We start from the raw sequence: 26,492 nt of genomic DNA, 5'->3' as shown, positions 1-26,492 counted from the left end.
CAGTAAACCACAACGCAGCTAAAGAAAAACGAAGAAAAAGTGAAAAGTTATTTCACGTAGTCGTCAAACATCCAGTAGTGGTCTTCTTCCTGGCTGATGATTTCTTCAAACATCATCCTTGTTTTGTTGTCGCCGCGTTTTCTGGCTTCCTCTATGATTTGGCGGTACAGCACCAATGCATAGTTTTCAGCTTCCTGATCCAATTTGAGGAAGTCTCCTACGGTTTCGCCTACTTGAGGCAGAGGGTCAGGGGTATATGTGGCTTCGCCTTCCAGCAGGTAAATGCGCTCAGTGATTTTTTCAAGGTGGTCCATTTCTGCCATGAAAACGGTTTTGAGCAGGTCACTGATGACTTTGGCTTTGTTGCTGTCTTGGATGGCTTCTAATGCGGTGTTTTTCGTCCTCAGGGGCAGGGCGCTGGCTTTTTCATGCTGGTTTGTGTATTGAATGATGGCGGAGATTTCGGAGGCAACCGCTTTGTTTAGAAGGTCAAAGTAGTCGGGGGTGAAGATTTTTCGCCACTCAGACACGGGGGCTTGCTCTGTTTCTTGGGGTTCACCTTGGAAGTTTGCGTATTCTTGGAATTTGAACAGGTGCTCCTCTTCCTCTTTGTAGATTCTTTCAAACATCCGAAGAGTTTCTCGGTCTCCAATTGCGCATGCTTCTTTGATGATTTGGCGGTAGAGCGTTAATGCTTCTTCTTCGGCTTTTACGCCGTTTTTGGCGAATTCACTTAGGCTGTTGCCAACGTAGACTTGGTCTGATTTGGTGGTGGCGGACCCGCCAAGGTAGTAGATGCGCTCCATGATGTCTGCGGCATGCTTCATTTCGACGATGGCGAAGTCTTTGAGGAACTTGCCGACGGCTTCGTAGGTGGTTTTGTCCAGCAAAATGTTTTCAGGGATGACTTTACGGGTGAGTTTTTCCATTTTTGTGTGCTGAAGCAGATATTGGATAGAAACTTGTATTTCGCGTGCAACTGCTTGATTTAAAAGAGTGAAATATTCGGGGCTAGGTTTAACTGCCATAACAAATCACAACTCTACTAGGAGGTTGTACTGAAAAGGTATAAAAGATTTGTTGTTTTACGTCACCCTAAAACTGCAACATTTTTCACGATTTCCAAATTCAACCTGACACAGAAAAAGAAAAATTAGGGATAGAAGTTGTTGTTAGCAATTCATTTTTTCTTGGTGGTTTTTTTGGTAGTTTTCTTTGCTGCTTTTTTGGCCACGATTTCAACCTCATTTTTTAATTTGCACGCATTTCATATTTAAAATTTGCTAAAACCCCGTCTTATCGGCTATACAGCGTGAAACCCTGTGAAAACTGGCTCTGTACATTAATAAGCCAAATTTTAAATCCTAATTCGTGTTTGAACCTTAAATTTCCCTTTCAAAGCCTCGGGAAGCAGCCGCAAGGCTTGTTTGGGTTGCGTGTTTAGGCTGTCGCTGACTGCGTGGATGCGGAACTTTTTTATAGAGTAGTGTAAAAAACTACACAGCAGTGAAAAAAATTCCTTGGAGCGCCCGTAGTTGAGCAACACAAAAAAAATTAACAACCGAACAAAAATGATTGCATCCATCGCGGTATTTTCCGCCCTCTACGCTGTCCTCAGAATCATGCAAACAATCCCCATGATAGGAGCGCAAGGCGCCAGCTTCTCCTTATCAGACGTACTAGCTCCCCTGTACGGCATAATTCTCGGTCCCTTCGGAGGTGGCGCAAGCGTAGTAATAGGCACGTTTCTGGCTATGGCGATGGGAAAACCCGTGATTTTCTTAGGTTTAGACTTTCTTCCCGCACTAGTAAACGCAGTTGCCGTGGGGCTTCTTATTCGACGCAAATGGGCGCCCGTTGTACTTCTCAACGTTGCCCTATTAGTGGCGTTTTTGGCGTATCCTCTAACAAGCATTTTAATCAGCATCAACATCGGCGAAACAAGCTTCCTGTTCCCGTTTGTCTGGCTACACATAGTGGCTTTGGGTGTGCTTATTTCCCCCTTGGGCCGCAAAGCAGGTCCATGGGTTAACTCACTGAAACCTGGAAGACTCACCGCTGGACTGACAATTTTGGTGTTCATAGGAACAATGATGCAGCACCTGATGGGGAACATACTCTTCGAAACCGTACTTGCTCAGCCGCTTGGTTACATTGAACCTGCTGCTTTTAATGGAATTTGGACAGGTATATTCTTGGTGTATCCCTTCGAGCGGCTTGCGCTAATTCTGTTGGCGGTAGTGATTGGGGCACCCTTGATAAGAGTGCTCAAAAAATCCCTCTTTAGGGACACATAACCGTCCCCTTTTATTTTCTTAATCACAACCGTTAACTTAGATAACTATTGCTGCTCAAACAGAGCAGCATCCTGAATGTAGCCCTTCCCCGTTTTCAGAGCAATTTCAGCTTTAGCCAACTCCGCGCCCACATAAGCCGCGTGGTCAACCTTGCCAACTAGTTCCCTCTCCACAATCTGCCTATAAACAGCCTCAGCGCTCTTGCCCTTGATTACCGCGTCGGGTTTCTCCATGTCCAGCGACGAATAATGCACCGCAACAATGGCTTCTTCCTGTCGGTCCACGGAAACCCGAAACGCCCCTTTAGTATCCACCAAAAACTGTCCCCCATTTTCCGTTGCTTCAATCACTGATGCTTGGTTTTCTGTTTCTCGGTTGTAGGGTTCTTCGCGTCTATGCTTATCCTTAAGCATTAACAGGGTTACTCCAAGGTCTTTAGGCACCGAGCCTCGTTTTTTGGCAAGAAACATCATCTTGCAGGCGGCAGCCTCTTCGACTACGGTTCCTTTGGCTTTGTTGCTTTTCTCGGTTGCTAAAAGCATGCAGCCGTCCACTTCGGAGGATAAACGGGCAAGCAGCGCATTTACGCCCACTGAATCCGCATCCATCAACTCCGTCACGTTGGAAACCCCAACAAAAATGGGTACCTCTGGGTTTCGGCGGGCAAACTCGCGGTACGCCATGAATGACTCCAAAATGTTTGAAGGCTCCAAAATCAAATCCCCCATAATTCTGGTGACTCCCAGTTTCTTGGCTTTGGTAACGATTTCTTCAAGCAACGCGACCCGCTCTTGAGCGCTTTTCGGGAAGAACCCTTCCCGCTGGTTAGTTGGAATAGCAACCACCGCGGCTTTTTTGGCGAACGGCGCGACTGCTTCAAGGTTTCCCGCATCCACACTCAAAACTAAGTCCGCGCCTGCAGAAACTGCAACTTCTATCTCTGCGGGGTCCAATGTGTCGATACTCACGGGTACCTTTACGGCTTCTTTCACGGCTTTAACCACGCGTGCAGCGTCGGCAGGGCGGCTTTCTCCCGCAACCATCCCCACATCAATAAGGTCCGCTCCATTCTGCACATACTTCTTAGCAAGACTCTGAATTTCTTCATCAGACATAAGAGCAGCATCTACAACTTCTGCCAGAACCCGCATGGGAAAATCTTTGCCCACCGCCAAATCATTGATGACCATGTTGGCGGGGTTCTTGAGCAGTTGGTCTCTGTTTTCTTCAACCTTTGCCAACTCCTCCAATGCCTTTTGCTTAATCCGCTCCCTTAACAGTTTGCATGCAGGCGTCACGGTTGAAAGGGTAACTTCCTCCAACAAATCCAACACCGTCGGCAAATCCGCAGCGTACTTTGGACCCTTAAACGCTGCCACCCCAACCTCCTTGGTGATTTCTGCAGCGTCACCCCGCATCAACCCGGGAACCAAAACCATATCAACCCCTTCAAGGCTGGTTTGTTTGAGAGCTTGATTGATAGTTTGGGGAGTTAAAAATGCTGCCACAGGCACTTTGAGGGCAAGCACCTCAGTTTCGACACTGCTTTGTTTGGCGAATTGTTTGATGATTTCCTCAGCGAGGATTCCTGTGATTAGTAGTACCTTCAAATTTTTCCATCCTACTTCGTGACTTTGATTGTTGCGCCCCTGTTGTTGGCTTTTGCAGTGAAGACTTGTCCGCCCACGGTTCGTTTCAGGTAAGCGTGGACTTTGCTGCAAATCGGTTTGGCTTCTTGCGCTTTGACCACGCCGTAAAGTGTTGGTCCCCAAGAGCTCTGACCTACACCGTAAACGCCAAGCTCCTGCATGAACCTTATGCATCGGGCTGAGGCGTCGCTGCCATAGGTGCCTCCTTGAGCCTCTGCAAACGCATTTCCGCTGATGACTTGAATCTGAGTTAAGGCGTCCCCAAAGTTTTCTATATCCTTCTCTGCCAAGGCAGGCAGGAGCCTGAGCATAATTAAACGGCACATTCTGCCAACCTCCGCCGTCGGCATCGGCGGCACCTTGCTAAAAGCTGCGGTTTCTTTCTCGCTAGCTAAACCCTTCTTCACCTCTGGAATCGCCACCACAAAACGCCACTCGAAAGGAAACGGCTGACGGAAAAGCAGAGGCGGAAAATTCTCCGCGATGCAGGCACCGTTTTGGGTGCGTTTTCCGCTGTCAACTACTAAGCCGCCTTGGTCAAAAATCGCTGTACCTACGCCTGTTCTGCGGCATCGCCCCATAGCTAAAGCGAGTTCTTGGGTTGACTTTTTGAGACCTAACACTTTTGCAAGGGCAATGGCTACGGCAAGGGACAGTTGGGTTCCTGAGCCCAGCCCGATGTGGGAGGGAATTGCTTGTTTAACATGTAAGTGGACGTTGGTTCTTGTTTGGTAAGCGTCAAAGAACCGTTTTGCCATCGCAGCCGTTAACTCGGAATCCTGCCCCGAGACAAAGAATTCTGCAGCGGGCTCAGCCTCCAAAATCACATTTGGGCAATTTATGCCTACACCTAACCCGCCAAACATTCGCCCTAAATCGCCGTTCATGTCAATTAAACCCAAGTGGAGTCTGGCGGGGGTTTTTACGTAAACTTTCATGGGTGGGCTCTCCATGTCTGGATTTTCTGGTTTAGGTCCCGCATGATTTCCGCGTACTGGGAGTTTGGTGCTGTCCGACCCACAACATCGTCACAATCCGCGATGCGCTCTAAAAGTTTGGCAACCTTTAGCTGTTCGTTGGGGTCTTTTGCGAAGGCTTTCACCCGCGTGGCGTGGATTATGGCGTCCAATGTGGCGCCAAAAGCCCTGCAGTATGCCTTGGGAAACGCCGTTTTGGCGTCTATATGCTCCGCATTACAGAGGACCTTGGTTCGTTGGGCGTCAATAGGTGATATATCTTTGATTGTGATTTCTATGGTGGCGTCTGCCCTGAGCAGTCGGGGTGCATTTACGGTTTGGGCTTTTTGGAACCATTCAGGCGGCAGGGTTCCCTGAGGGTTGGTTTCTTTGAAGGTGGTTCTGTAGAACAGGGTTACGTCGGAGGTTAGGTTAACCACGGCTGCCTTGTTCTGCTTCAGGTTTTGGAGAGTGCTGGAAGAGTTGAAAACTTTGAGCATAAGCTGTTTTTCTTTTTCTTGGGTGGCACCCATGGGGGCGGCGTTTGGTTCGCTGTTTTTGTTGTAGGTGGAGAGGATGGTTTCGGCAATTGTGTTTTTGGAGAAGCCTAAGTCTGTCAGGTTTACCATGCGTTACCTCAACCAAGGGAGCTGGAAACGAGCGGATTCCAGTCGAATGTAGGTTTTGACATGGATAATAAAGTTTTTCTTGGCTTGGGAAATATTTTTATGTCGTGTGTAAGATTCTACACAGCATTGCAAGCGAATACACAAGATGCGTGCGTCCATGGAGTTTAAGGTAACAACCCGCCAAATCGCCCTCATGGCAATCTTCGCAGCCCTCTACTACGTCCTCTCCCTCATCGCCCCCATCCGCATCCCCGCCCCAACCATAGGAACACTGGAAATCAGCTTCGCCGCCCTCATAGCAACCATGTTTGGCATCATTTTAGGACCCTACCTGGGCTCCGCAGCTGCCCTCTTAGGCGCCTCAGTCAGTTGGGCACTCACCGGTATGACCCCCTACGGCTTACCCTTCCTGCTTGCGCCCGTGCTTAACGCCTTTGTCACTGGCATGATATTCTACAAAAAATGGAAATGGAGCATGCTTGTATTTGGCGTTTTAGCAGTTGCTTTCCTGTTCACGCCGCCTTTGCAGCCCTTAAGCGAGAACTGGTTTGTCGCGCTTGCGGTTCTGTTTGATAAACTCATCACAATGGCCCTGATTATTCCTGTGGCTCTGTTTGGCAAGAAAATCTCCGTTGCCCACGGCGCCCTCTTCTTCTTTCTGTTGGGTTTCATAGGCAACCAAGCCGACAACATGTGGGGCTCCTTTGTTTTCGCTATCCCCACCGTTTACAACGGCATATACGGCATGAACGCGGACTTGGTGCGCATAGCGTTTCTTGCAAGTCCATTCCTTTACCCCGCGGTGAGGCTGGTGGAGGCCCTTTTGGTGATGGTCATTGCGGTTCCGCTTTTGAAGGCGTTAAAGGACACAAATTGGCTTTGGCGAAAAGACAACATCCTCTCCGACGAGGCGGATGAGCAAAAATCTCCCTAAACCCCCTTGTTCTCTTAACCTTTACCAAGATTCACGCATTTTTTACCTTTGCTGTTTTCAGGGGACGTTTTGGCTGTTTTGTCTTGGATGGGGCAATTCTTAAATGCCCATGCCACGCCTAATAAAACAAGTTTTTGGATGGATACCAATGGCGCAAGAACACACACCCCTAACGGTTGCTTTGGCGCAGCTAAAGCTGGCAGCCCAAAAGCTTCAGTTAAACTCGGGAATCTACAAGATGCTCAGCCAACCCAAACGCAGCATTCTAGTTAGCATCGACATCCACCTTGACAACGGAGCCATCGGCGTCTACAAGGGTGTGCGGGTGCAACACTGGGATGTTCTGGGGCCATTCAAAGGCGGTATTCGGTATTACCCCAATATAACCTTGGATGAGGTGGCGGCTTTGTCGATGTTGATGACTTGGAAATGCGCCATAGCCGATATTCCTTATGGGGGCGCCAAAGGCGGCGTATGTGTCGACTCCAAGAAACTCAGCAAGCGCGAATTGGAACGTTTAACCCGCCGCTACGTCAGCCTCATCGTTGACTATCTGGGTCCGCACAGGGACATACCCGCGCCTGACATGTACACGGACGAGCAGACTATGGCTTGGATAATGGACACCTACAGCCAACTCAAAGGTTACATGGTTCCTGAATGCGTTACCGGCAAACCCGTTGCAATCGGAGGCTCCGAAGGTCGAACTGAAGCAACTGGTAGAGGCGTAATACACTGTGTCAAGCAGGCGTCACAAAACATCGGTCTTAAACTTAACGGCGCCTCGGTAGCTGTCCAAGGGTTTGGCAACGTTGGCTACCACGCCGCGCAAGCAGCCGCCGAAATCGGCTGTAAAGTCGTCGCAGTCAGCGATTCTACGGGCGCAATCTATAACGCCGACGGATTAAACCCCGCTGCAGTCCTCGCCTACAAGGAGACAGCGGGTTCTGTGCAGGGGTTTGAGGGCTCCAAGAGTCTGACCAACGAGGAACTCATCGAGGTGCCTTGTGATGTGCTTATTCCCGCCGCGTTGGAGAACCAAATAACCTGCAGAAATGCCGACAAAATCAAGGCGCGTATGGTTGCGGAAGCAGCCAACGGACCCACCACGCCTGAAGCTGACAAAGCCCTCTACGAAAGGGGTGTTTGTTTGATTCCTGATATTTTGGCTAACAGCGGCGGCGTCACGGTCAGCTACTTTGAGTGGGTGCAGAATCTAACGCGGGAACGCTGGTCGTTGGAGCAGGTGAACCGCAAGCTTGAAACGAAAATGACCCAAGCCTTCAACGACGTGTATGCACTTAGTCAGAAGGAAGAAAGCGACATGCGTACGGGCGCCTTGATGTTGGGGGTGGGAAGGGTCGCGGACGCCATAAAAACGCTGGGACTGTGGCCATAGCCACCTTTTCTTCTTCTGGGTAGGCATCAAATCGCCGATAGCAACCAAGAAGCCTTCAGAGCTCTATCTAAATTTTGTAGCTTCAACATCTTGACAGCTTAAATACTCAAACCTCCCATTTCAGCCCAGCGCGTAGGAAGCTTAGATGAGCGGCAAAGATACAGCCGACAACATGGAGGCTCTGGGAAAAAAGCTAACCAGATTCTGCGTCGCTTCGACCTTTTGGAGGAGTCGATTCTCAAAAAGCCAGATACGAAGGTATCTCAACCGCCTTAAGGTTGACCCGTGTCGGCATAAGCATGTATGAGGAACCTCTCAAAATCGCTGCCCGCCTCAAAGAAGCGCGTACGCAAGACACGCAACGCCTTCGAAGCGGAACTCATACAACAAGGCATGTCAAAAAAGACGCCCAACGCCTAAGCTTATGCTTTGAAGACCTTAAGAACGACATCGCCGGCACGCTTAAGCAGGGAATCACTTCTGGGCTGGCTGCGTGGTGATGAGCCCTTCATTTTAATCTTGCTTTCGATTTTTCTGTCCTACGTTTTCGACGTTTTGCCCCATGGTATTTATAACCTCATAGACAACACTGTGCATTAATCAAGGCGCAGGGACGACCATGACAAACCAACACGCAGCAACGGTCTTGCAGATACTTAAACAAACCCTAGCAATGCCCAACTGGACCAAAGCACGCCAAGACCCTTTCCAAACCCTCATCACCACCATAATTTCCCAAAACACCGCTGACACCAACACCGCACGCGCCTTCAAAGCCCTCTCAAAACGCTTCCAAATCACCCCAAAAGCCCTCGCGGAAGCAGAGGTTCGCGAAATCGAAGCTGCCATCAACCCCGCGGGGCTCTACAAAGCCAAAGCAAAAACCATCAAACAAGCCGCCCAAGGCATCCTTGAAACGTACAATGGGTCAATGCAGCCCATCCTACAGTTACCGCTGGAAGAAGCCCGAAGTGCCCTTATGCAGTTTCCGGGGGTGGGGCCAAAAACGGCAGATGTGGTTCTGCTTTTCAGCGCCCAGCAGCCAACGGTGCCTGTGGATACGCATGTAAACCGCGTGTCAAAACGGCTGGGCTTTGCACCAGAAAACGCAGGCTATGAGGCGGTTCGGGCAGCCCTGCAGGAGCTTTTTGACCCCAAAGATTATTTGGCGGTTCACCTGCTGCTAATTGCTCACGGCAGAAAGACCTGCAAAGCACAACGTTCCCTCTGCTCAGAGTGCCCAGTTAACGTTTATTGTCCCTCAAATGGAAAGTGGAGCAAACCATGACCGTAGCCGCATTGCCCTCAGACGTCGCCGAGTATTTCCCCTACGCAGTGGTTCGCCCCTACCAAGACCAATACATCAACACCATATACTCCGCCGTAAAAGAGCGCCGCAGCGTCCTCATCGAAGGCAGCAACGGGCTGGGAAAAACCATCTCGTCGCTTTCAGCCGTTTTGCCCATTGCGGTCGAGAAGAAACTCAAAATTCTGTACGTGGCAAGGACGCATCGGCAGCATGAACGGGTCATTGAAGAGCTCAAAGCCGTTAGCAAAACGCATCCGGTGGCGGGGGTTTCGCTGCGTGGACGCAACGAGATGTGCCTCTACCGCTTCGACTCCAACCAGCATTACGATGCCAAGTCGCTGATGGAAGTCTGCGACCTCATGAAAGCCAAAGGCACCTGCCCCTACTACAAAAGCGCCGAAAAACAAAGCTACGACTACCTCTCACTGCAACAGCAAATAGGTGCGCGCAGCTACAAAGCATCCGAAATCATGCGCCTCTGCAAAAAACGCAACCTGTGCCCCTACGAGCTGGTAAAAGCTGCCCTCTCCGACGTTACCGTTGTGGCTCTGAGTTACCTGTATGTGTTTGACCCCGATATACGCAATGCTTTTCTGAAAAACTTGGGCGTGCAAATGAACAAAATCATACTCATCGTGGATGAAGCGCATAACCTGCCTGACACAGCGGTGGACATTTCCAGCAGCAACCTCTCCCTGTTTATGATGCATCAGGCGGAGTTGGAAGCCAAAAAGTACGGCTACGAAGACGCTGAAGCCTTCGCTAAACTCCTCTACCTGGAAACCGAGAAACGCGCCGCCAACGTGCGCAAGGAGGAGCAGATTTCGGCGCAGTTTCTGGACCAAGTCCGCGAGAAAGCCGGGATTATTGCGCCGCGAAGTTTCTACCAGCATCTTAACGAAATCGGCAGCAGCGTCAAAAAAAACCTGCTGTCCGAGGGCAAGCATCCGCGTAGCTACATCCACAGCCTCAGCGAGTTTTTGCTGCGTTGGTCTGAAACGGCAAACGATGAAGCCTACATCAACGTAATCAGCAAGTATTTTACGCGGGACAACTCGCAGACGGCAAGGCTGGAAATCGTTGCCTTGGACCCTTCGAAGATAACGGTGCCCGTGTTTTCCTCAACCTACGCCAACGTGGTCATGTCAGGCACGCTGCAACCTCTGGATGCCTACGCCAAAATCGCCAAAATGCCCGAAAACACCGTGGAGCACATCGCCTGCAGCCCCTTCCCCCGCGAACACATCCTCTCCGTGGTCAGCTGCGGCGTCACCACCGCCATGGAGAGCCGAACCAGCGCCATGTACCAAACCTTCATCCGCCGCATCCAAGAAGTCGTCCGCAACACGCCCGTCAACACTGGCATCTTCACCGCCTCCTACCAAGTCACCCGAAGCCTTCTGGCGGAAGGTTTGCAGGATGCGTTGGAGAAGCCGCTGTTTTATGAGCGCCAAGGCATGACCAGCAAAGCCAACGAAAAACTCGTCTCCGACTTTAAAGACTGCGCCTTAACTGGGGGCGCGGTGTTTTTGGGGGTGCAGGGTGGCAGAACTTCGGAGGGGGTGGATTTTCCGGGCAACCAGATGAACAGTGTCGTCGTTATAGGGGTGCCATATGCGGAGCCCACGCCGCGGGTAAAGGCGCAAATTGACTACTTCGAAAAACAGTTCCCCACGCATGGACGTGAATACGGCTATGTTCTGCCCGCCCTAAAGAAATCTTCCCAATGCGCAGGACGCCCCGTCCGAACCTTAGAGGACAAAGGTGCAATCGTGTTTTTGGACAACCGCTTCGCCAGTGGCTACTGCAAAACGTTTTTGCCTTCATGGGTGCTGCGGGACATGAAGGTTCTGCCCGCCCGTGACGGTGCGCTTGCTAAAGAAATTCAGGCTTTCTTCAACCGCTAACCCAGTTTGACAGTGTGTTTTCGGGGATTTCGTGCAGGTTCTCGTCCAACCGAATTCGCCCAAACCCGAGACTGGCAGGTTTTTCGGCTATTGCAGTGAAAATTTTGAGAGCTTTTCTGACATAGTCAACGTTGCGCAGTACGCCTATCCCCCTGAATTGCCCATGTGCATCATAGAGGGCGAGCAGCAGTTTTTCGGCGCGGTGTTCCCAAATCAAGGCGTTTTCCTCCCTGCTGACGGTAATGTGGTTTAGGGGATAAACTTTGACTTTGCCGTTTTCTAAGTATTTTGCGTATCCTAACTCGCGTAGGCTGCGACGTTTTTCTCGACTCCGCTCCCGCACTACGGCGGGGGATTGGGCGCGTTCCTGCCTATACTTCGCTAAGGCATCACCCACGGATGCACAGAACGAAGGTATTTCTTCTTCGCTTTGCAGGCAGAAAACAATGTCAGGCTTAACCGCGTCTGCTAAACGTGTCTTGAACTGTACAGCATCTTCCCCTGTCGCCCAGCCATCCGTGTTGACGATAACGAAATCAATGTTTTGGTCCGCCAACATTTCCTCCATCAAGACGGTGACGCCCCTGAGCGTTTTTTCCGCTTCGAATCGGGGCGAGTTGGTACCAACAAAGAAGACTTTTTCCGCTTCAAGCTCGAAGTGGTCGGTTACGGGTTGGGTTATTTTTGTGTAGGCGATGGTGCATGGGGGACCCACGTCGGATTGCCCCAAATCCTCATCCAGAAGTGCCACGGTGCATTTTTTGGTGAGTAGCCTGTTTATGAGGTAGGTGCAAAAGCTTGATTTGCCCGAGTCTGCCCTGCCCATCACCATCGTGACGGCGGGTTTCTTTTGGAGTTGCCGAAGCGTTTGATATGCGTCTTCCCACGACGGCGGAATCGTGTTGCCTTCGGCTTCTTGGGCTTTTGCTTCTGCTCCCAGTGAAACGTCAAAGCTTGCGGTTTCTTGGACGTTAAGTGGTAGGCGTTTGCCTTCGCGGATTATCAGCCGTTGGGCGGTTCTGATTTGCACCCCAAAAACCTCAGCTTTCCCAGCGGTAAGCGCCACCGAGGCTGGGCCATCCAGCAGTAGCGTGTTGCCTTTTTTAACTGTCAAGTTCAAGAGTGGGTTTTCTCCGCGAGTAAATGTATCCTTTTCTCTCCGCGATGCGCAGGGCTGAAACCACATGCCGCAGCGTCCGCCCGTTCTTGAAGCCGTGACTGCGTTTGTTGGTTCCTGCTTCCTCCACGACCTCCAACGTAACCTGACGCGGAAGAGACCTATCCAATGCACCCAAAAGCTCCCTGTAAACGGGCACGCCGTTTCCGATTTTTATGGTTACAGCACTTTTTTGGGTGTTTAGGGTTTTGAGGATGTTTTTTATGCTGTTTAAGGTTTGTTGGGTGCCAATGCAGTTTTCGGTTTCAATGATGGCGCCGTCCGCCACTGCCGCTACTCCAACAACTTCGCCTGGGTCCACGCCTATGATGACCACGTCGTAGGTTTCTTTGCCCTGCAGCCTCTTTACAACTTCGCTGCCCATTATGTCGGGGTCAGTTTCGGGGCTGTAACTCACGGTGCGGGGGTGGTTTATGAGAGGCTGCTCTTGGGGGGTGGTTACGACGACGCGGATTTGGGCGGGGACGGATTCGCCGGGGAGGAGGCTTACAAAGGAGATGCTGCGCTGTTTGAGCTGGTTCACTATAAGGAAGTAGGCTTTTCCTTGAACTGTGGCGACGGCAACTTTTGCTCTCATCTAAATGATAAGAAAGCGGTTGCTTATGCTTAAAGCTTCAGCGAACAAAAACAGAAAAATCATCGCGACTCCTTTCCTCCTAAGCTCAGCAGAAAATCCAGACCAATCTCAACCAGAGCAAAACAGGTTATTAGTTTCGTTCGCGTACTTTTCTGCGTGCATGTGACGTGATGAACAAGGTACCCACAGGCTGCAGCTGCATAGACAGTTTCCTTCAAGGCGGCGTAGCCCCCGAAACCTTAACGCTGATTTACGGGGAACCTGAAACAGGCAAATCTACCCTCGCCCTCCAATGCGCTGCACACTGCGCCCTTCAGCTTCACCTCAAAACCCTCTACATCGACTGCGACCACACCTTCGCCCCCGAACGCCTCAGCCAAATCACCCAGCATCACTTCAGCCAAGCTGCCGAACAAATCCTGCTTATGCGTCCCAATGACTTCGCCGAGCAAACCGCCGCAGTTGACAACCTCGCCGACTGCGTCAACCAAAGCTTCGGCTTAGTCGTCATCGACACCTTCAACTCGCTGTACCGCGCAAGGATGGCCGAAACTGCCTCCAAACCTAAAGCATCCTTCTCCGTCAACCGTGAACTCAACCGCCAAATGGCGTTGCTGGCACAGACCGCTAAGACCCAGCACATACCCATAATCGTAACCAGTCAAGTTCGAGCCAAATTCGACGACCCCTACGTCGCCGTTGCGCCAGTAGCCACGCGCGTCGTGCAGTTCTGGGCAGACACCACAATCGCTCTCAAACCCACCGAAACCCCACAAATCATCACGGCAACCCTCAAAAACCGCAACCCTCAAGAAGTAACATGTACTTTACGAATAACACAAACAGGAATACATGACCATCAAATAGCCTGATGTGTACGCCATGGACATAGCCCTCTTAATAATTGAAGCCCTAAAATTCATCTTCCCAGCCTACTGTGCAAACGCCGCACCCGTTCTTGGCGGCGGCGGAAAAACCATGGACTTTGGGAGAAACTTTTTCGACGGCAAACGCCTCTTTGGCGCTCACAAAACTTTCCGTGGCTTCTTTGTCGGCTTAGCCTTAGGCACCGTTGTTGGCGTGGTGGAATGCCTTGTTTTCGGTTTTCCTTGGCTGTTTGCCTTCTTAACGCCTTTAGGTGCCCTTCTGGGCGACTTAGCGGGAGCATTCTGCAAAAGACGGCTAAACCTTGCTCCTGGCGCTCTGCTTCCTGTGGTGGACCAAATTGACTTTGTTGTGGGTGCACTGGTCTTCGCGTTGCCCGTTATGCCGATAAGCTGGCAGTTAGCTTTGACCGTTCTGCTTATCACGCCGCCAATTCACTTGGGCACAAACTTTGTCGCGTACAAGCTGAAACTAAAAAAGAACCCGTGGTAAAAACAGAACCAAAAAATTTTTTAAAAAATTTTGTGGTTTATCCACCTGTGAGTTTTAAGTGGATGAAGTACTCTATGAATATGTACGCCAAAGTGACCAGAGCGATTCCGATTAGCATAGTCATGTATGCTTGGCGTGGATTGTGTGCTTGCTTGGAGCTTTGGTAGATTACTAACAACCCGACGGCTCCAAGTAAGTAAAGAATTACAGATATCACGGTGTCAAACAAGAACTGCTCGCCGAGTGAGGGGTACAAGAAATAGAATCTTGAATTGTAGTAAATTGCCGGATACGGCTGATTAATAATGTCATAGACTCCTCCGCCCAAAAGAAACAAAGCAACGCCCATCACAAGTACCGTCATCAGCACCGAGGAAGGTTTCATGGTGGAGATTTTGCTGAACCACTTGCTGATTGAAAACGAAAGCTCCGACGCCTGTTTCTTTGCTTTATCTGACATTCATTTTTCACCGTTTAAACAGATGCTGATTGCCTCTTTAATCCAGTTTTCTGCTGATGAATTCTCTACAACCTGACTTAAATAGTCTTTCCAAGAACTCCAAAAACATCCACCCAACAGGCTTACACCTGCCCACAAGCTTGCTTGTCTGCGTTATAGTGCCTCTTCTTCGGGGCACTCTACGAGCTTGAAATATTTTGTATCTTTGATTTTTTAGTGAGCCTTTGATCCACGGTCAAAAACCAAATGTTCAATCTATAGGCAAGGGCAATAAAAGCAGCATCATAAACGGTTATGTCAAAATCTGTGCCTATTTAAATGCGTCATCAATTACCTCCGAGAAGTTGTGAAGCGCAAACAATTTCATCAACTTCGCCGCCTCTGAGAAAGCGTACCCCGCATTTTTTGATGACAAAATCTCCGTCGACTTGTGCTTTAGTACATTTGCAGCCTCGAGTGGTTCAAGTATAGGGCATGAAAATAGTTTAGTTCAGCCATTTTCTGCTTTGCCCACCCCGATTGTCTTTCAGGAGCATAAAGAGCAACTATTACCGACGGGTCGACAACTGTTTCGTTACGTGTGACCATGGGTGCGGTCCTCTTTTATGAATTCTGCTGAGTATGGCGTCAGTCCTGTCTTCTTTTGTAGTTTTTCTCTAAACCTGTCTGCCTCTTCCAAAGCTTGTTTAATTTCTTTTTCTTCACCATTTTCTCAAGGCAGGCTTTGACCTCGTCCGCGTAATCACGGTTTAGTTCTTGAAGTTCTTCTTTGAGTTTTTTTGGGACCCTTACCCCAATGACTTCACTCATATGTTAACAGTATGTTAAACAGAAATATGCGTTATTGTTAACAAAGAGTAAACAGTCCCTACGAGGAGCCCTCATTCACTTTGTAGCCTTTTTCTGCTTGCTCTTGGTCGGACATTGCGGATTAAGGCATAAATTCCACGGCTGCTTCCTCTTCAGCCAAACATACACCGTAGGCCAACCGCACTTTCTGCAGGTTTTGCCCGAAGGCTTCACTGTTCCACTCTGAGGCAGCGGAAACGTAGTTTTACACGCCCCCTCAAAAAAGTTGGTGCAGCCTACAAACCGTTTACCCGACTTCTTCGAATACTGAACAATCAGCTTCCCCACCTTACACGTAGGGCAGGTACCTATGATTCTCTCCTCCTGTTTCGCCTGAAAAACCGCCTTGCTTAACTGTTCTCCCACGGCCTGTTCATTCTCCCACAAATTTGCCATCACCTGTTTGAGAACTTCAACAGCCTCCGAAACTACCTTCTGCTTGCTTTCTGCTCCGCTTCGAACAAGCTCCATTTCTTCTTCCAGCTTACGCGTAAAATCCACTGACACTACACTAGGGCAATATTTGCTCAAAACCTCTGTAACCTGCAGCCCCAAATCCGTAACCACCATTTTCTCCTCCTGAACATACTTGCGGTCATACAACGTTTGGGTGATGCCTGCGCGGGTCGCTTTGGTTCCAATGTTGCACTGCTCCATCTTTCTCAAAAGGCTGCCTGGATTGTATCTTGAAGGCGGCAGCGTCGCCTTCTCCTCTAAGACAACTTTCTTCACCAACACTTCTTGCCCCTTGGTTAAAGTTGGCAAAGGAGCGTCCCGCATTCGCCTGTAGCCTTCAAAAAAGTGCAGCCATCCCTCTTTTAGCGTCTGCTTACCCTCAACAAGGAACTTTTCCCCATTTATATTGACCGTTGCGGTAACCGTTTGCCGCAAAGCAGGCTCCCCAAAAACCGCCAGAAACCTTCGCACAACCAAGCCATAGATGTTTTTTTCCGCGGCAGGCATCTTTTTTGGTTGTTTTCCTGTTGGGTAAATGGCGGGGTGTGCAGGGTCAACCTTTTTTCCCTCAAACGGCACCAGTTGGCTTTTGGCAAGCAGTTCGCCCGCCAGTTTGGTGAATTCGGGGTTTCGAGCAAGATTTCCCAAGATTTTTTGGTAGCCTATGCTGCGGGGAAGTTTCTGGCTGCTGGTTCGCGGATACGAAATCAACGCATCCAAATACAGCCGTTGTGCCGCTTTTAATGTGCACATGGGTGTGTAGCCAAACAATCGGTAAGCTCCCCATTGAAGCGCTCCTAAGTCAAAGGGTGGCGGCGGCAATTGTGTAAACGTTTCAGTTTGGGCATTTTCTATTGAGCCTTTTTTTGCGTCTTTGCAGTTTTGCATTATTGTTTTGGCAGCGTCTTTTTGTTCAATTGTTTTTGTTTCATGTTCCGCCTCAAAAACTGCCTCGTCGATTCTGATTTTTGCTCTAACCATCCAGTAGGGTGTGGAAACAAACTTTGCTATGCTTTTTTCTCGTGCTGCAAGAAACTTTAATGTGGGTCCTTGAACACGTCCCGTGCTTAAGATGGTGTATTGGTTGCTGCTTTTTTTTGCGGCTTGGGTTAATGCGCGAGAAAGGTTTATGCCATACAACCAATCCACTTCGTGCCGCGCTAACCCTGCATCTATTAAAGTAAAATCCAACTGTGGCATAAGCGACCTGTAAGCTTCTTCCAGTTCCTCTTTGGTTAACGTGGAGTACTTCATGCGTTTAGCCTCCCGTTCCCTGCCCCCGCAAGCGTATTTGATGATGCAGTAGCCGATCAAGCTGCCTTCCAAGTCGTAGTCACAACCGTCAACCAAAACCTCAGCGCCCTCCGCCAACTGCGTAATGGTTTTCAGCCAAACCCGAATCCGATTTGCGCCTTTCTCCGCTTCATATCGCGGAACCCATTCATAATCAAAAATTGGGTAGCCCCTTTTTCCCTTTTTTTTGGCGGCCGCAACCGTGTACAAGTGCCCCAATGCTGGAACAACCAGAATCTCCCCGTTTCTGTACGCTTGGTAGTATGGAACGCCGTTTTTCAATGCTCTTTTGGCGTTTCCGTTTGCATCAAGAGCGGTAGCTATTCGGAAGGCAGCATCAGGTTTCTCAGTCACAATAAGCGTGTACTTATCCAAGTAGGGCACTCACGCTCTGATTAGTCTTCAAGAAAATAAATGTTGCCAGTTAACCCACTTTATTGTTTTCACCTCTACGCATCTAGGGGCACCCGAACCTGCCGTTTTCCAGCTTGTTCTCTTTAATCAAGCCGTAGCAAGCTGACAAAGCTGATGTGTGAGGATGCAAAGCCTGCAGTTAAAAAGGTAGCAATCGATAAATATGCCCGATGTATTCCTTGTACCTTAAGAGGGGACTGTAATGCCGCAACGTGTTATTTGTCATGGTTGTAAACATATTTTGTATGAAGGTGCCGAGCTTAAACCTCCTGATGAAATCATCCACATGCACGAAGGGAAATGCCCTAATTGCGGCAAAAAGCTGTCGTTGCTGCCTTTGGATGTTGAGGTAAAACCTGTAAGATAGGCAGATTCAAATATTTCTTTCCAGAAAATTATATTGAACAGTAGCGCGCTTTTGCAACTGGTTACTGTGCGTTGGCATAGGCTTCTTCTGAACTGATTTTCGACGTTTGGTTCTCTGCTGGCACCTGGCTAAGCAGTTGTTCTTTGCGGCTCTGCTGATGTTTAAGCAAGCGGAGTTGACTTTTTGGGTTTTTCTCCCTCTGACTCAGCTGATTTATTATTCGACGAGACGCATTGGGAAAAAGCAGCAAAAACCCGTATGGGGCAATATTTAACCCATGTAGAAACCGATTTCATATCCAGTTTTGTTGATGCCTCTTCAGGTCTTATTGTTGATGTCGGAGCTGAAACCGGGCGTTTCTCTTTACCAGCCGCAAACAAAGACATAACTGTTGTCAGCATAGACATTGACCCGCAAAGCTTACGTCGTTTAAACCACAAACACAAAAACATCGACGTTATTTTGGCGGATGCACGAAAAATTCCGCTCAATGCCCACACAGTTGACGCTGTATTCATGGTTGAAGTTCTAGACTACATCCCTGAATCTCTTGAAGCCGTCCGTGAATGCTCCCGAATCCTAAAACCCTGCTCTCCCTTTATCCTGTCTTTCGGAAATCAATCCAGCCTCAAAGCTAAACTCAAAAGCCTTCGCGGAAAAACTTATCAGCATTCCTACTCTGCCATCAGGAGTTGTCTGTTGCAAGCAGAGTTTACAATAACTGCAGCAACAGGGTACAGTTGGGTGCCTTTTGGAAGGGTTTCAGAAAACCGTTTGGTGCCCTTTTTTGCCTCTGTCGAAAAGTTACTGGGCCTTCGTAAAGTTCCCCGTTGGAGCCCTTGGGTCATTTTGTGTGCAAGAAGTCCTCTTAGTTGAAGCAGCTGCTTAAGCGGGTAGTTCTTGGAAAGGCATATATGAATGACGCGGTGATATACACAAGCTAACCACAAAAATAATAAACAGCGCAAATAATCTGAGTGAAGAGATGGCTCAAATGGGGTTTAAACAGAGACTGTCAAAAGGTTTCAAAGGGTTCGGCAGATTTCAAGTTAGTCACGGAGCAATTCTAACTTACACGGCGTTGATTCTGATTCTTGTTATCGCGTTTACCGTGCGCGTTTTACCTATTCGATGGGAAATTCCCTTAGGCACGTTGGGTCTCAACGAGTTTGACCCCTACTACCAGTACACCATCACAAACCATATGGTCCAAAATGGCTTGCTGTCTCCCTACTATCCTACTCACTGGATAGACACTCAACAGTTCTACCCTGCAGGCATAGATATGGGAATGTCTTTGCCTTCGTTGCCGCTGACGGCAGCAGCTTTGTATAACGTAGTCTCTTTTCTAGGCGTAAACATAGACCTCATGTCCTTCTGCTCCCTTATGGCGCCAATCTTGGGTGTAGTGGCTGTTTTCATACTTTACTTTGTTGGAAAAGACATGGGCGGCAAATCCGTCGGTTTAATAGCCGCATTAATTATGGCTTTAAGCCCCGCAGTTATCCAACGTTCCTCTCTTGGCTTCTTTGACACCGAAACAGTGGGTGTCATTTCGCTTTTACTGTTTATCTTCTTGTTCTTGCGTGCCATCGACAAGAATCGTTCCTTCAGCTCAATGGTCCTGTACTCCTTAGGAGCCGCAGGAGCATTAGCTTACTTTAGCGGCGGTTGGGGTGCTGCCTACTACTTGATTGGGCTCGCAGCCTTGTTTGTGGTCGCGTTGGTTTTAATGAAACGTTACAGCCAACGACTTCTGATATCCTACAGCATAACCTTTGGTTTGGGGCTTTTCCTAGCCACTATGGTGCCTTTCCTTTCCCCAAGCTATCTCACAACAGGAGTCGTGCTGCCCGTTGCTGGCGTTTTTGTTCTGTTGTGTATCGCTGAGGTCTTCAATGCCCAATTGCCCACTCGAACAAAAACCCTCATCACCGCGGCTTTCCTGGTAGTTCTTGTAGGCGGCTTTGTTGCTTTAGTTGGCTTTGGCGACTTATCTAACATCGCCGCAAAGTTCGGTTCGGTTCTTGACCCCTTCGAACGCGCTGCCCTGCCAATCATCGAGTCAGTTGCTGAGCACCGCATAACCGCGTGGGGCTCCATCTACTACGAGTTAGGTATATCAGTCTTGTTCTTCTTAACAGGGCTATACTTTGCAGTGAAGAACCCAACCAACCGAAACGTGTTTTTGGCTGTGTTCGGCTTAACTACCCTATACTTTGCTGGGTCAATGGTGCGTCTGCTGGTTCTGTTAGCGCCTGCTTTTGCCCTCTTAGCAGCAATCGGCATTATGACTTTGCTCAAACCCTTCTTTGCTCTGCTTAGAGAATCGCGAACGAAAACTGTTGTGAAGTCCAAACGTGGGCTTAAGCGGGTAGGTAAAGAATACAGTTTGATTGCAATCTTGATAATCTTTACTTTGCTTGTGTCAACGTATGCGTTTACCCCTCAAACAACACAGGCTACTAATCTTCCAGCGTTGTATCCGCGTGTTTACGGCGCCGTTTACAACCCCATAACAATTAGTTCAGCAAGCTTGCCCGTTACGCCCTACGAGCCTATCCCTGAATGGCGCAATATGCTCAGCTACACCCGAAACAACCTTGAATCAACTACTGTCGTCAGCAGCTGGTGGGACTATGGTGACTGGCTTGGCATGTTTGGCAACGTAACCACCCTCTGCGATAACACCACCACAAATACCACGCAGATAGAAAACGTCGCCTACAGCATGATGGCTAACGAAACACAATCTCTAAAGATGCTTGAACACTACGACGCCGACTACGTCTTGGTGTTTGTCACGCTGCAGATGCTTATTTCCGACACTGGAACCCTCTCTGGCGTCCAATTCGGAGGCTACGGCGACGAAGGCAAATGGTACTGGATGGCAAGAATTTCAGGTGAAGCAGAAAGCCGATTCTTAAGTAATGAAACGTTCGGAACACAATGGATGACCAATGATTACCGCTGGACAAATGAAACTACTTTCGGTAACTACACTCTGGGAACCGATTGGGCTGATCTTAACGGAAATGGGCAAGCCGACCAAGGTGAAACATTCCCTAATTTAATGGGGCAAAACTCAACAATATTTAAGCTGATGAGTAACGCTGAGCAGCAGTGGGCAAACAAATACGGTGTTACAGTGTCTGACCAAACGGGTGAGTTGCCAAGCTTCTTTACGCCCGCATACATCTCGGGTTTGGAGGCAGACCCCCAAACCGTAGCATACCAATACGGCGGTTTGGTTCCGTTGGTGGCACTCTACCAGATTGACTGGGACGCTTACTACGCAGCAACCAACTCAACCGCCCCACCTTAAGGTGACGCAGTAACCTTGTGGCCCAAAGTCCCCGACCAACACAAGCCTGGCAAACCGCTTGTTCCTTGGGGCTTAGGCGTCACCTACGTTTTATTCACCACAGTCTACCTTTTCGCCATATACTTCCTAAGCGAGGTCTACAGCATCAATGTCGGCGCCACAGCAAACGGCGTCTCAGCTGCCCTAACTTTAGCTATCTGTGTCTTGTTCGGTGGCTTCATGGGGCTGCTGGATGACTGGATTGACCTGAAATGGCGCTACAAAGCCTTCATGCCCCTCATTGCCGCTTTGCCCCTCATGTACTACGCCATCGCCAATTCCTCAGTCGTGCGAACCTCAATCTCGCTTCCCATTATCGGCTTGATCAACTTTGACGGTTTCTACTACTTTCTTATCATTCCCTTAATCGTCATGATAATAACCAACACCATAAACATGCTCGGCGGATTAAACGGCTTAGAAACCGTCTGCCCCGCCATAATCCTGATTGGTTTAACCACGCTTTCTCCCCTATCCGCACAGATACTTATGGTTGGTCCACTAATTTTCTGGTTAATCCTTGCATATTTTAATGTTCAAGGGAAAATTTTTGTCGGCAACACAGGCTCTTTCGCTATAGGCTTAACCGTGGCTTCCTTTGCCGTCATAACCGACCTAAAATCCAGCCTCCTGATTTCTATCTTGCCCTACGTGTTCAACTCGGTTTTCATTTTGCTGACTGTGTTCTTTGTTCGAAAGAAAGCCAACGTGACCTTCGATGGTAAAAGACTTGTGGCAGACCATCGACGTAGCCTAGTCACGTTGATAACCTACAAGCGACCCATGACAGAGCGGCAAGTGGTTGCAATAATCTCAGCGATTGTTGCTGTTTTCACCTTTATAGGCGTTCTCTACCAATACTTCTACTAACTCAACCGTGACATTTGCCCTAAAACGGCTGTTACTCTCTTTTTCTGGTGAGTTACCCGCAATAGGTTTTAATACGTGCCTGCGCGTGCTTACGTGTCAGCGGGTAAGTGGGCCTCCACCCGTTCCGCTGCGAATAAACCCCGGTGTCGGAGGAGAAAAAATGCGAAAACAAACCAACCAACCTATCCAGCAGGGCATTTCGGCTCTGCTTTCTATCCTAACTGTTTTCAATCCAACGAATCTTTGTTTCATCAGCGTTTTTGGTGGGGTGAACGCATGAGGAAAGCCGTAGTCATGTGCAGCGGCGGGGTCGACTCCGTCACCACCCTTTATTACGTGGCTAAAGTCATCCGTGCCAGCCCCATTTTAGTCATAAACGCTGACTACGGGCAACGCATGGTCAAAGAGGAACGTTGGTGCGTCAAGAAAGCCGTTGAAGATTTAGTGTCAAAAGGCTTCAACGTAGCCTACAAAGAAATTGATATTTCGTGGATGAAAAGCCTCTCCACCAGCCTGCTCGTAAAAGACGACACGCCTGTGCCTGAGACCCCCAAAGAGGACATATGGGATGCTGAGAAAGCGAAGATGCGTATTCTCCGCTGGTGGGATGTGGTTCGTAATACGATGCTGCTTACTATCGGCTTGGCTCATGCAGAACACTTTGACTTAGACAGCTACATCAAAACCCAGCAACGCGACATCTACGACGTGTACATAGGCATCCGCCGTGAGGGCCCTGTCATGATGAAGGATAACACGCCTGAATTTGTTGCAGAAATGAACCGCCTTGTTGAGCATGCGACGCATTTTGGCGGCTACAAAATCTCTGCTCCCCTGATAGACGTAGACAAGGATGGTGTTGTGGCTTTAGGCATCGGGTTAGGCGTCAACTTCCTCTACACCTACAGCTGCTATCAAGGGTGGGACTGGACCGAAAAAGGCGAGCCCATCCACTGTGGATTCTGCAGCAACTGCCGCCGCCGTAAAGAAGCCTTCGAACTCGCAGGTGTAGCTGACCCAAGCAAATACGCCAGGTGAGCACGTTGAACACCAGATTTAGCACGAAGAGTTTAGCTTTAGCCATAATTTACGCCGCTGTTTACGTTGCCTTGGTTGTGGCGCTGGCACCCGTAAGTTATGGTGCGGTGCAGGTGCGCGTTGCCGATGCAATGGTTGCCTTGATTCCGCTTTTTGGGTGGGCAGGCATTCTTGGGCACACGGTGGGGGTTTTCATAGCAAACATCTTCAGCACGGCTGGACCGCTGGACTTGCTCAATACGATTCCCAGTTTTGCCATGACGGTGGTTATCTGGAAGCTGAGAAACCGTAGCGTCATCGCTGGCACGTTGCTTTACTCAGCAGTCTTGGGTGTCACTGTGGGCGCCATGTTAAGCTACCTGTATGAGCTGCCCAAACTAGCAACTATCCTGTACGTGTTTGTCGGTATCGCTATCGCGGCAACTGGCATCGGTTACCCTCTGTATAGGGCAGTTAAGAAACTGGGCGTCATCCAACGTTGGTTAGGCACACAACCCTAACTCTCTTCCTTTTCTTTTATGCCACGAGCCTTTCCAGCTTTGATGTACATAAAACTAATAACACGATTGCTAAATTATATCTTATGTTCCGTTACAGCTTGCTAACAAACTTAAAGCGAAATACTGTTACCGTGTTCACTATTTCGTTTATTCTTCTTGTCGCTGTATCTCCCGTTTTTGCAGATGTTGAATGGGGCGTTACAGCGTCATCTGACAACGCAAGCTATCAATTCGGAGACACAATAACACTCACAGGGGTTGTTACCTATGGGGGTCAACCACAAAATTACACTTGGTTAACTATCCTCGTGTACGACCCTTTTGATTTGGTTCGAACATCTGGCATGTTCACAAATTCATCTGGGCAATTTACTTTCCAGTTTTTAGCTAGCTCTGACTTTAGTGCCGGAAACTGGAACGCCACAATTTCGGTTCTCTCAACTGGCATTGTAGCTAATTGCTTCGTAATCTTTTCGATAACGGCAGCCGAAACCCCACGACCAACTGGGGGTCCCACTCCCCATACAAGCATAACTCCTACGCTGGCTCCACCAAGTACTATAACATCAGCAACGCCTAAAGTTACTCCTACCACGGTGATTGCGCCTACACCAGTGCCCCCACAAACAGCTTCAATATCTACATCACCAACATCCGCTCAAGCATCAACAACTCCAACGACAACTTTCTCTACGCCAATTCAAAGTCCCTTGGCACCTTCATCTACAACATCAATGCTTTCACCTGAACCAATCCAAACTCCGACCCCGACAAACACTCCTTCGCCTACAATCAGCCAAACCCCTGTCGAGACGTACCCACCTTGGTCGCCCCCAACTGCCCCGCAAACAATCAAACGATCATTAGATAACGTGCATCTCACTTTGGCACTGGGTGTCATTAGCTGTATTGCGGTTGCTGGAATAATTGCTGCATTAAGATTACGCCCTAAAAATGGGTCCAGAAATCGCAACTTCCTTGGTGTAATTATAACTTTGGTATTTGTTTGTGCTTCGGTTGTAGCCGTGTTAAGTTGGCAAGGCTTCACTGGATTAAACAACGGCGAGCAGTCTTCATATCCAAATGTAAACGCCTTGTCTAGCACAACTCCATCACCTCACGTTTCTTTCTCAGACCCATCTAATACAACAGTTTCTCCTAGTCAGTCTGAGCCTTCGACAGCAATAACAGTCTCTTCGCCCACAGCACAGCCAACCCACATTTTTACACCGACACCCGAACCAATTATAACTATACCTACATCTTCACTGCCCTCCAATAGCCAACCAACATCACATCCTACCCAAACGCCTTCGCCAAGTCTCACTCTACAGCCTTGCCCCGTTCCCACTCCCCGACCACCATTTTTAAACGTAGGCGGAATCGGTGGATATGTATCAATCCAAGAAGCCATACAATCCGCTCAAAATGGGGATACTATACGTGTAGCTAATGGTACCTATAATGAAAACATTGCTATCACAACCGCCTTGTCAATAACGATTCAAGGGGGATGGAACGAAAACTTCACAGCGCAACAGAACAACAGTTCCCTCACCGTTATTAACGGTGGTCGGCAAAGTAGCGTGTTTTCGAACCAACTATCCTTCGGTGTGGCAAACGTGTGGCTTCAATGTCTAACACTAACCAACGGAAGTTCACTTGATGGGGCAGGAGTAACTGTCAACGCAAGTGGTGATTCTTCAAATCTACACTTGACGCTGGAAAACTGTGTCGTATCAGACAATTACTGCAGACGTAAGGGCGGCGGAATTTCTGTCAGGTCCAGTTCAGGCTCAAATCTAACGGTGTCTATCATAAATAGTTCAATCACAAACAACACTTCACTAGAAGAAGGCGGCGGGATTTGGCTGAACACTAATTTCGCCCAAACATACCTGTACATGACCCGAAGCAACATCTCATACAACACCGCTTTGTCTAATGACGCAGGCGGTCTATCAGCCTACTCCTCAGACGTAGGCTCCCAAACTACAATCTTTTTGGAGGGTAACAGATTGCAGCACAACAGTGGCTTAGGAGGCGGCGCAATTTATCTCTACGCATGGGGCAACCAAAGTCTAATGAACGCCACCCTGACAAACAACATCGTTTCCAACAACAATGCAACCCTGTTCCCCGCAATGGGCTTCCAAGCAAGCACTAACGGAACAACTATAATTAACTTGAGAAACAACGTGGTTGCATACAACAATGCGAGTTTCAATGCTGGCGCAGTTTTTGTTACTGCTGGTGGGGGAGACGAAAGGTATCCGAATCCCGCAACTGACTTTTCCAGCACGTCAATAACCCTGAGAAATGATATTGCATACGGAAACATGGCCGCCGGACAACTGGCAGACGTCACGTTGTTCTCAACATCATCACATAACCCACTAAACGCCACAATTGCGTATTCGATTGTTGGAGTAATAGGCAATGGTAACGCCAATCTTTCTATGCAAAATTGTAGCAACTCGGACCCGCAGTTTACAAACTCAGCATCAGAGGACTTTCACTTGCAAACTGGCTCACAAGCGATCGACGGAGGCGACCCCTCACCACAATTAAACGATGCCCAGCTTCCACCTGGCAAGGGGAACATAAGAGGTGATATTGGTGCATATGGAGGACCAAACAACGGGAACTGGTTGCCGTGAAACATCCGGA

The 26,492-nt window shown here is 49.0% G+C and carries 25 protein-coding genes; 15 read left to right on the top strand and 10 right to left on the bottom strand.

Annotated elements, in window-relative coordinates; translation table 11 throughout:
- Positions 1-47 precede the first annotated feature (47 nt).
- Complete coding sequence (locus ACBZ72_10010; GenBank protein XES76505.1) at positions 48-1,028, bottom strand: bacterioferritin; 981 nt, start codon at positions 1,026-1,028, stop codon at positions 48-50.
- A 507-nt stretch (positions 1,029-1,535) separates the two neighbouring features.
- On the opposite strand from ACBZ72_10010, the gene ACBZ72_10005 reads away from it, so the two are divergent.
- Positions 1,536-2,297 carry an ECF transporter S component gene (locus tag ACBZ72_10005; GenBank protein ID XES76504.1) on the top strand — a complete coding sequence of 254 codons (762 nt, stop codon included), beginning with the start codon at positions 1,536-1,538 and terminating at the stop codon, positions 2,295-2,297.
- Positions 2,298-2,341: 44 nt separating this feature from the next.
- Here the strand turns inward: ACBZ72_10005 and ACBZ72_10000 are convergent, their stop codons facing one another.
- From ACBZ72_10000 to ACBZ72_09990, 3 genes are read right to left on the bottom strand one after another with little or no spacing between them, the layout of a single operon-like run.
- Complete coding sequence (locus ACBZ72_10000) at positions 2,342-3,907, bottom strand: dihydropteroate synthase-like protein (GenBank protein ID XES76503.1); 1,566 nt, start codon at positions 3,905-3,907, stop codon at positions 2,342-2,344.
- 11 nt (positions 3,908-3,918) lie between these two features.
- Positions 3,919-4,884 carry a beta-ribofuranosylaminobenzene 5'-phosphate synthase family protein gene (locus ACBZ72_09995; protein XES76502.1) on the bottom strand — a complete coding sequence of 322 codons (966 nt, stop codon included), beginning with the start codon at positions 4,882-4,884 and terminating at the stop codon, positions 3,919-3,921.
- Positions 4,881-5,531: a DUF447 domain-containing protein gene (locus tag ACBZ72_09990; GenBank protein ID XES76501.1), complete on the bottom strand. Its 651-nt coding sequence runs from the start codon at positions 5,529-5,531 to the stop codon at positions 4,881-4,883. The genes ACBZ72_09995 and ACBZ72_09990 overlap by 4 nt, the downstream gene beginning before the upstream one ends.
- A 157-nt stretch (positions 5,532-5,688) precedes the next feature.
- Between ACBZ72_09990 and ACBZ72_09985 the strand changes: the two genes are divergently transcribed.
- From ACBZ72_09985 to ACBZ72_09965, 5 genes are all read left to right on the top strand, one after another.
- Positions 5,689-6,465 carry an ECF transporter S component gene (locus ACBZ72_09985; GenBank protein XES76500.1) on the top strand — a complete coding sequence of 259 codons (777 nt, stop codon included), beginning with the start codon at positions 5,689-5,691 and terminating at the stop codon, positions 6,463-6,465.
- Between the two features lie 148 nt (positions 6,466-6,613).
- Positions 6,614-7,864 (top strand): Glu/Leu/Phe/Val dehydrogenase, encoded by a 1,251-nt coding sequence (locus tag ACBZ72_09980; protein XES76499.1) that lies wholly within the window; start codon positions 6,614-6,616, stop codon positions 7,862-7,864.
- A 299-nt stretch (positions 7,865-8,163) separates the two neighbouring features.
- Positions 8,164-8,364, top strand: coding sequence for a hypothetical protein (locus ACBZ72_09975; protein ID XES76498.1), 201 nt, complete (start codon positions 8,164-8,166; stop codon positions 8,362-8,364).
- 119 nt (positions 8,365-8,483) lie between these two features.
- Positions 8,484-9,152 carry an endonuclease III gene (gene nth / locus ACBZ72_09970; protein XES76497.1) on the top strand — a complete coding sequence of 223 codons (669 nt, stop codon included), beginning with the start codon at positions 8,484-8,486 and terminating at the stop codon, positions 9,150-9,152.
- Positions 9,149-11,080 (top strand): helicase C-terminal domain-containing protein, encoded by a 1,932-nt coding sequence (locus ACBZ72_09965; GenBank protein XES76496.1) that lies wholly within the window; start codon positions 9,149-9,151, stop codon positions 11,078-11,080. The genes nth and ACBZ72_09965 overlap by 4 nt, the downstream gene beginning before the upstream one ends.
- Here the strand turns inward: ACBZ72_09965 and ACBZ72_09960 are convergent.
- Positions 11,070-12,200 carry a Clp1/GlmU family protein gene (locus ACBZ72_09960; GenBank protein XES76495.1) on the bottom strand — a complete coding sequence of 377 codons (1,131 nt, stop codon included), beginning with the start codon at positions 12,198-12,200 and terminating at the stop codon, positions 11,070-11,072. The genes ACBZ72_09965 and ACBZ72_09960 overlap by 11 nt on opposite strands.
- Positions 12,184-12,834, bottom strand: coding sequence for a hypothetical protein (locus tag ACBZ72_09955; GenBank protein ID XES76494.1), 651 nt, complete (start codon positions 12,832-12,834; stop codon positions 12,184-12,186). The genes ACBZ72_09960 and ACBZ72_09955 overlap by 17 nt, the downstream gene beginning before the upstream one ends.
- Before the next feature lie 170 nt (positions 12,835-13,004).
- On the opposite strand from ACBZ72_09955, the gene ACBZ72_09950 reads away from it, so the two are divergent.
- On the top strand, positions 13,005-13,706 hold the full coding sequence (locus tag ACBZ72_09950) for an AAA family ATPase (GenBank protein ID XES78675.1): 702 nt from the start codon (positions 13,005-13,007) through the stop codon (positions 13,704-13,706).
- Between the two features lie 10 nt (positions 13,707-13,716).
- Positions 13,717-14,211, top strand: a complete 495-nt coding sequence (locus ACBZ72_09945) for a CDP-2,3-bis-(O-geranylgeranyl)-sn-glycerol synthase (protein XES76493.1) — start codon at positions 13,717-13,719, stop codon at positions 14,209-14,211.
- Between the two features lie 37 nt (positions 14,212-14,248).
- Here ACBZ72_09945 and ACBZ72_09940 read toward each other — a convergent pair whose 3' ends face one another.
- The 4 genes from ACBZ72_09940 to topA all read right to left on the bottom strand — a co-directional run bounded on the left by ACBZ72_09940 (position 14,249) and on the right by topA (position 17,653).
- Entirely contained in the window at positions 14,249-14,671 is a 423-nt protein-coding gene (locus ACBZ72_09940; protein ID XES76492.1) for a hypothetical protein, read from the bottom strand.
- Positions 14,672-15,106: 435 nt separating this feature from the next.
- Entirely contained in the window at positions 15,107-15,259 is a 153-nt protein-coding gene (locus ACBZ72_09935; protein ID XES76491.1) for a hypothetical protein, read from the bottom strand.
- A 39-nt stretch (positions 15,260-15,298) separates the two neighbouring features.
- Positions 15,299-15,481 (bottom strand): antitoxin, encoded by a 183-nt coding sequence (locus ACBZ72_09930; GenBank protein XES76490.1) that lies wholly within the window; start codon positions 15,479-15,481, stop codon positions 15,299-15,301.
- Positions 15,482-15,556: 75 nt separating this feature from the next.
- Complete coding sequence (gene topA / locus ACBZ72_09925) at positions 15,557-17,653, bottom strand: DNA topoisomerase I (GenBank protein XES76489.1); 2,097 nt, start codon at positions 17,651-17,653, stop codon at positions 15,557-15,559.
- A 232-nt stretch (positions 17,654-17,885) separates the two neighbouring features.
- Here topA and ACBZ72_09920 point away from each other — a divergent pair, with 232 nt between their 5' ends.
- The 7 genes from ACBZ72_09920 to ACBZ72_09890 all read left to right on the top strand — a co-directional run bounded on the left by ACBZ72_09920 (position 17,886) and on the right by ACBZ72_09890 (position 26,482).
- On the top strand, positions 17,886-18,050 hold the full coding sequence (locus ACBZ72_09920; protein ID XES76488.1) for a hypothetical protein: 165 nt from the start codon (positions 17,886-17,888) through the stop codon (positions 18,048-18,050).
- A gap of 258 nt (positions 18,051-18,308) precedes the next feature.
- Complete coding sequence (locus tag ACBZ72_09915; GenBank protein ID XES76487.1) at positions 18,309-18,926, top strand: class I SAM-dependent methyltransferase; 618 nt, start codon at positions 18,309-18,311, stop codon at positions 18,924-18,926.
- 118 nt (positions 18,927-19,044) lie between these two features.
- A complete protein-coding gene (locus ACBZ72_09910; protein XES76486.1) occupies positions 19,045-21,375 on the top strand; it encodes an STT3 domain-containing protein in 2,331 nt (776 codons plus the stop codon).
- Between the two features lie 15 nt (positions 21,376-21,390).
- Positions 21,391-22,284, top strand: coding sequence for a hypothetical protein (locus ACBZ72_09905; protein XES76485.1), 894 nt, complete (start codon positions 21,391-21,393; stop codon positions 22,282-22,284).
- Between the two features lie 276 nt (positions 22,285-22,560).
- A complete protein-coding gene (locus ACBZ72_09900; GenBank protein ID XES76484.1) occupies positions 22,561-23,322 on the top strand; it encodes a 7-cyano-7-deazaguanine synthase in 762 nt (253 codons plus the stop codon).
- Positions 23,323-23,327: 5 nt separating this feature from the next.
- A complete protein-coding gene (locus tag ACBZ72_09895) occupies positions 23,328-23,822 on the top strand; it encodes a QueT transporter family protein (GenBank protein ID XES76483.1) in 495 nt (164 codons plus the stop codon).
- A gap of 308 nt (positions 23,823-24,130) precedes the next feature.
- Positions 24,131-26,482 carry a hypothetical protein gene (locus ACBZ72_09890; protein ID XES76482.1) on the top strand — a complete coding sequence of 784 codons (2,352 nt, stop codon included), beginning with the start codon at positions 24,131-24,133 and terminating at the stop codon, positions 26,480-26,482.
- Positions 26,483-26,492 lie beyond the last annotated feature (10 nt).

The organism is Candidatus Bathyarchaeia archaeon (genome assembly GCA_041447175.1).
In the GTDB taxonomy this organism is placed as follows: domain Archaea; phylum Thermoproteota; class Bathyarchaeia; order Bathyarchaeales; family Bathycorpusculaceae; genus JADGNF01.
Note: the sequence above shows the minus strand (reverse complement) of the source record. Positions and strands in the feature narration are given on the sequence as shown.

Excerpts from the sequence above, each read along its gene's own strand:
- ACBZ72_09980 (XES76499.1), top strand. The coding sequence starts at position 6,614 with ATGGCGCAAGAACACACACCCCTAACGGTTGCTTTGGCGCAGCTAAAG.
- ACBZ72_09900 (XES76484.1), top strand. The coding sequence starts at position 22,561 with ATGAGGAAAGCCGTAGTCATGTGCAGCGGCGGGGTCGACTCCGTCACC.
- ACBZ72_09995 (XES76502.1), bottom strand. The coding sequence starts at position 4,884 with ATGAAAGTTTACGTAAAAACCCCCGCCAGACTCCACTTGGGTTTAATT.
- ACBZ72_10010 (XES76505.1), bottom strand. The coding sequence starts at position 1,028 with ATGGCAGTTAAACCTAGCCCCGAATATTTCACTCTTTTAAATCAAGCA.
- nth (XES76497.1), top strand. The coding sequence starts at position 8,484 with ATGACAAACCAACACGCAGCAACGGTCTTGCAGATACTTAAACAAACC.
- ACBZ72_09940 (XES76492.1), bottom strand. The coding sequence starts at position 14,671 with ATGTCAGATAAAGCAAAGAAACAGGCGTCGGAGCTTTCGTTTTCAATC.
- ACBZ72_09910 (XES76486.1), top strand. The coding sequence starts at position 19,045 with ATGGGGTTTAAACAGAGACTGTCAAAAGGTTTCAAAGGGTTCGGCAGA.
- ACBZ72_09930 (XES76490.1), bottom strand. The coding sequence starts at position 15,481 with ATGAGTGAAGTCATTGGGGTAAGGGTCCCAAAAAAACTCAAAGAAGAA.
- ACBZ72_09955 (XES76494.1), bottom strand. The coding sequence starts at position 12,834 with ATGAGAGCAAAAGTTGCCGTCGCCACAGTTCAAGGAAAAGCCTACTTC.
- ACBZ72_09945 (XES76493.1), top strand. The coding sequence starts at position 13,717 with ATGGACATAGCCCTCTTAATAATTGAAGCCCTAAAATTCATCTTCCCA.
- ACBZ72_09975 (XES76498.1), top strand. The coding sequence starts at position 8,164 with ATGTATGAGGAACCTCTCAAAATCGCTGCCCGCCTCAAAGAAGCGCGT.
- ACBZ72_09935 (XES76491.1), bottom strand. The coding sequence starts at position 15,259 with ATGGTCACACGTAACGAAACAGTTGTCGACCCGTCGGTAATAGTTGCT.
- ACBZ72_09915 (XES76487.1), top strand. The coding sequence starts at position 18,309 with ATGGGGCAATATTTAACCCATGTAGAAACCGATTTCATATCCAGTTTT.
- ACBZ72_09920 (XES76488.1), top strand. The coding sequence starts at position 17,886 with ATGCCGCAACGTGTTATTTGTCATGGTTGTAAACATATTTTGTATGAA.
- ACBZ72_09990 (XES76501.1), bottom strand. The coding sequence starts at position 5,531 with ATGGTAAACCTGACAGACTTAGGCTTCTCCAAAAACACAATTGCCGAA.
- ACBZ72_09950 (XES78675.1), top strand. The coding sequence starts at position 13,005 with ATGAACAAGGTACCCACAGGCTGCAGCTGCATAGACAGTTTCCTTCAA.
- ACBZ72_09985 (XES76500.1), top strand. The coding sequence starts at position 5,689 with ATGGAGTTTAAGGTAACAACCCGCCAAATCGCCCTCATGGCAATCTTC.
- ACBZ72_09965 (XES76496.1), top strand. The coding sequence starts at position 9,149 with ATGACCGTAGCCGCATTGCCCTCAGACGTCGCCGAGTATTTCCCCTAC.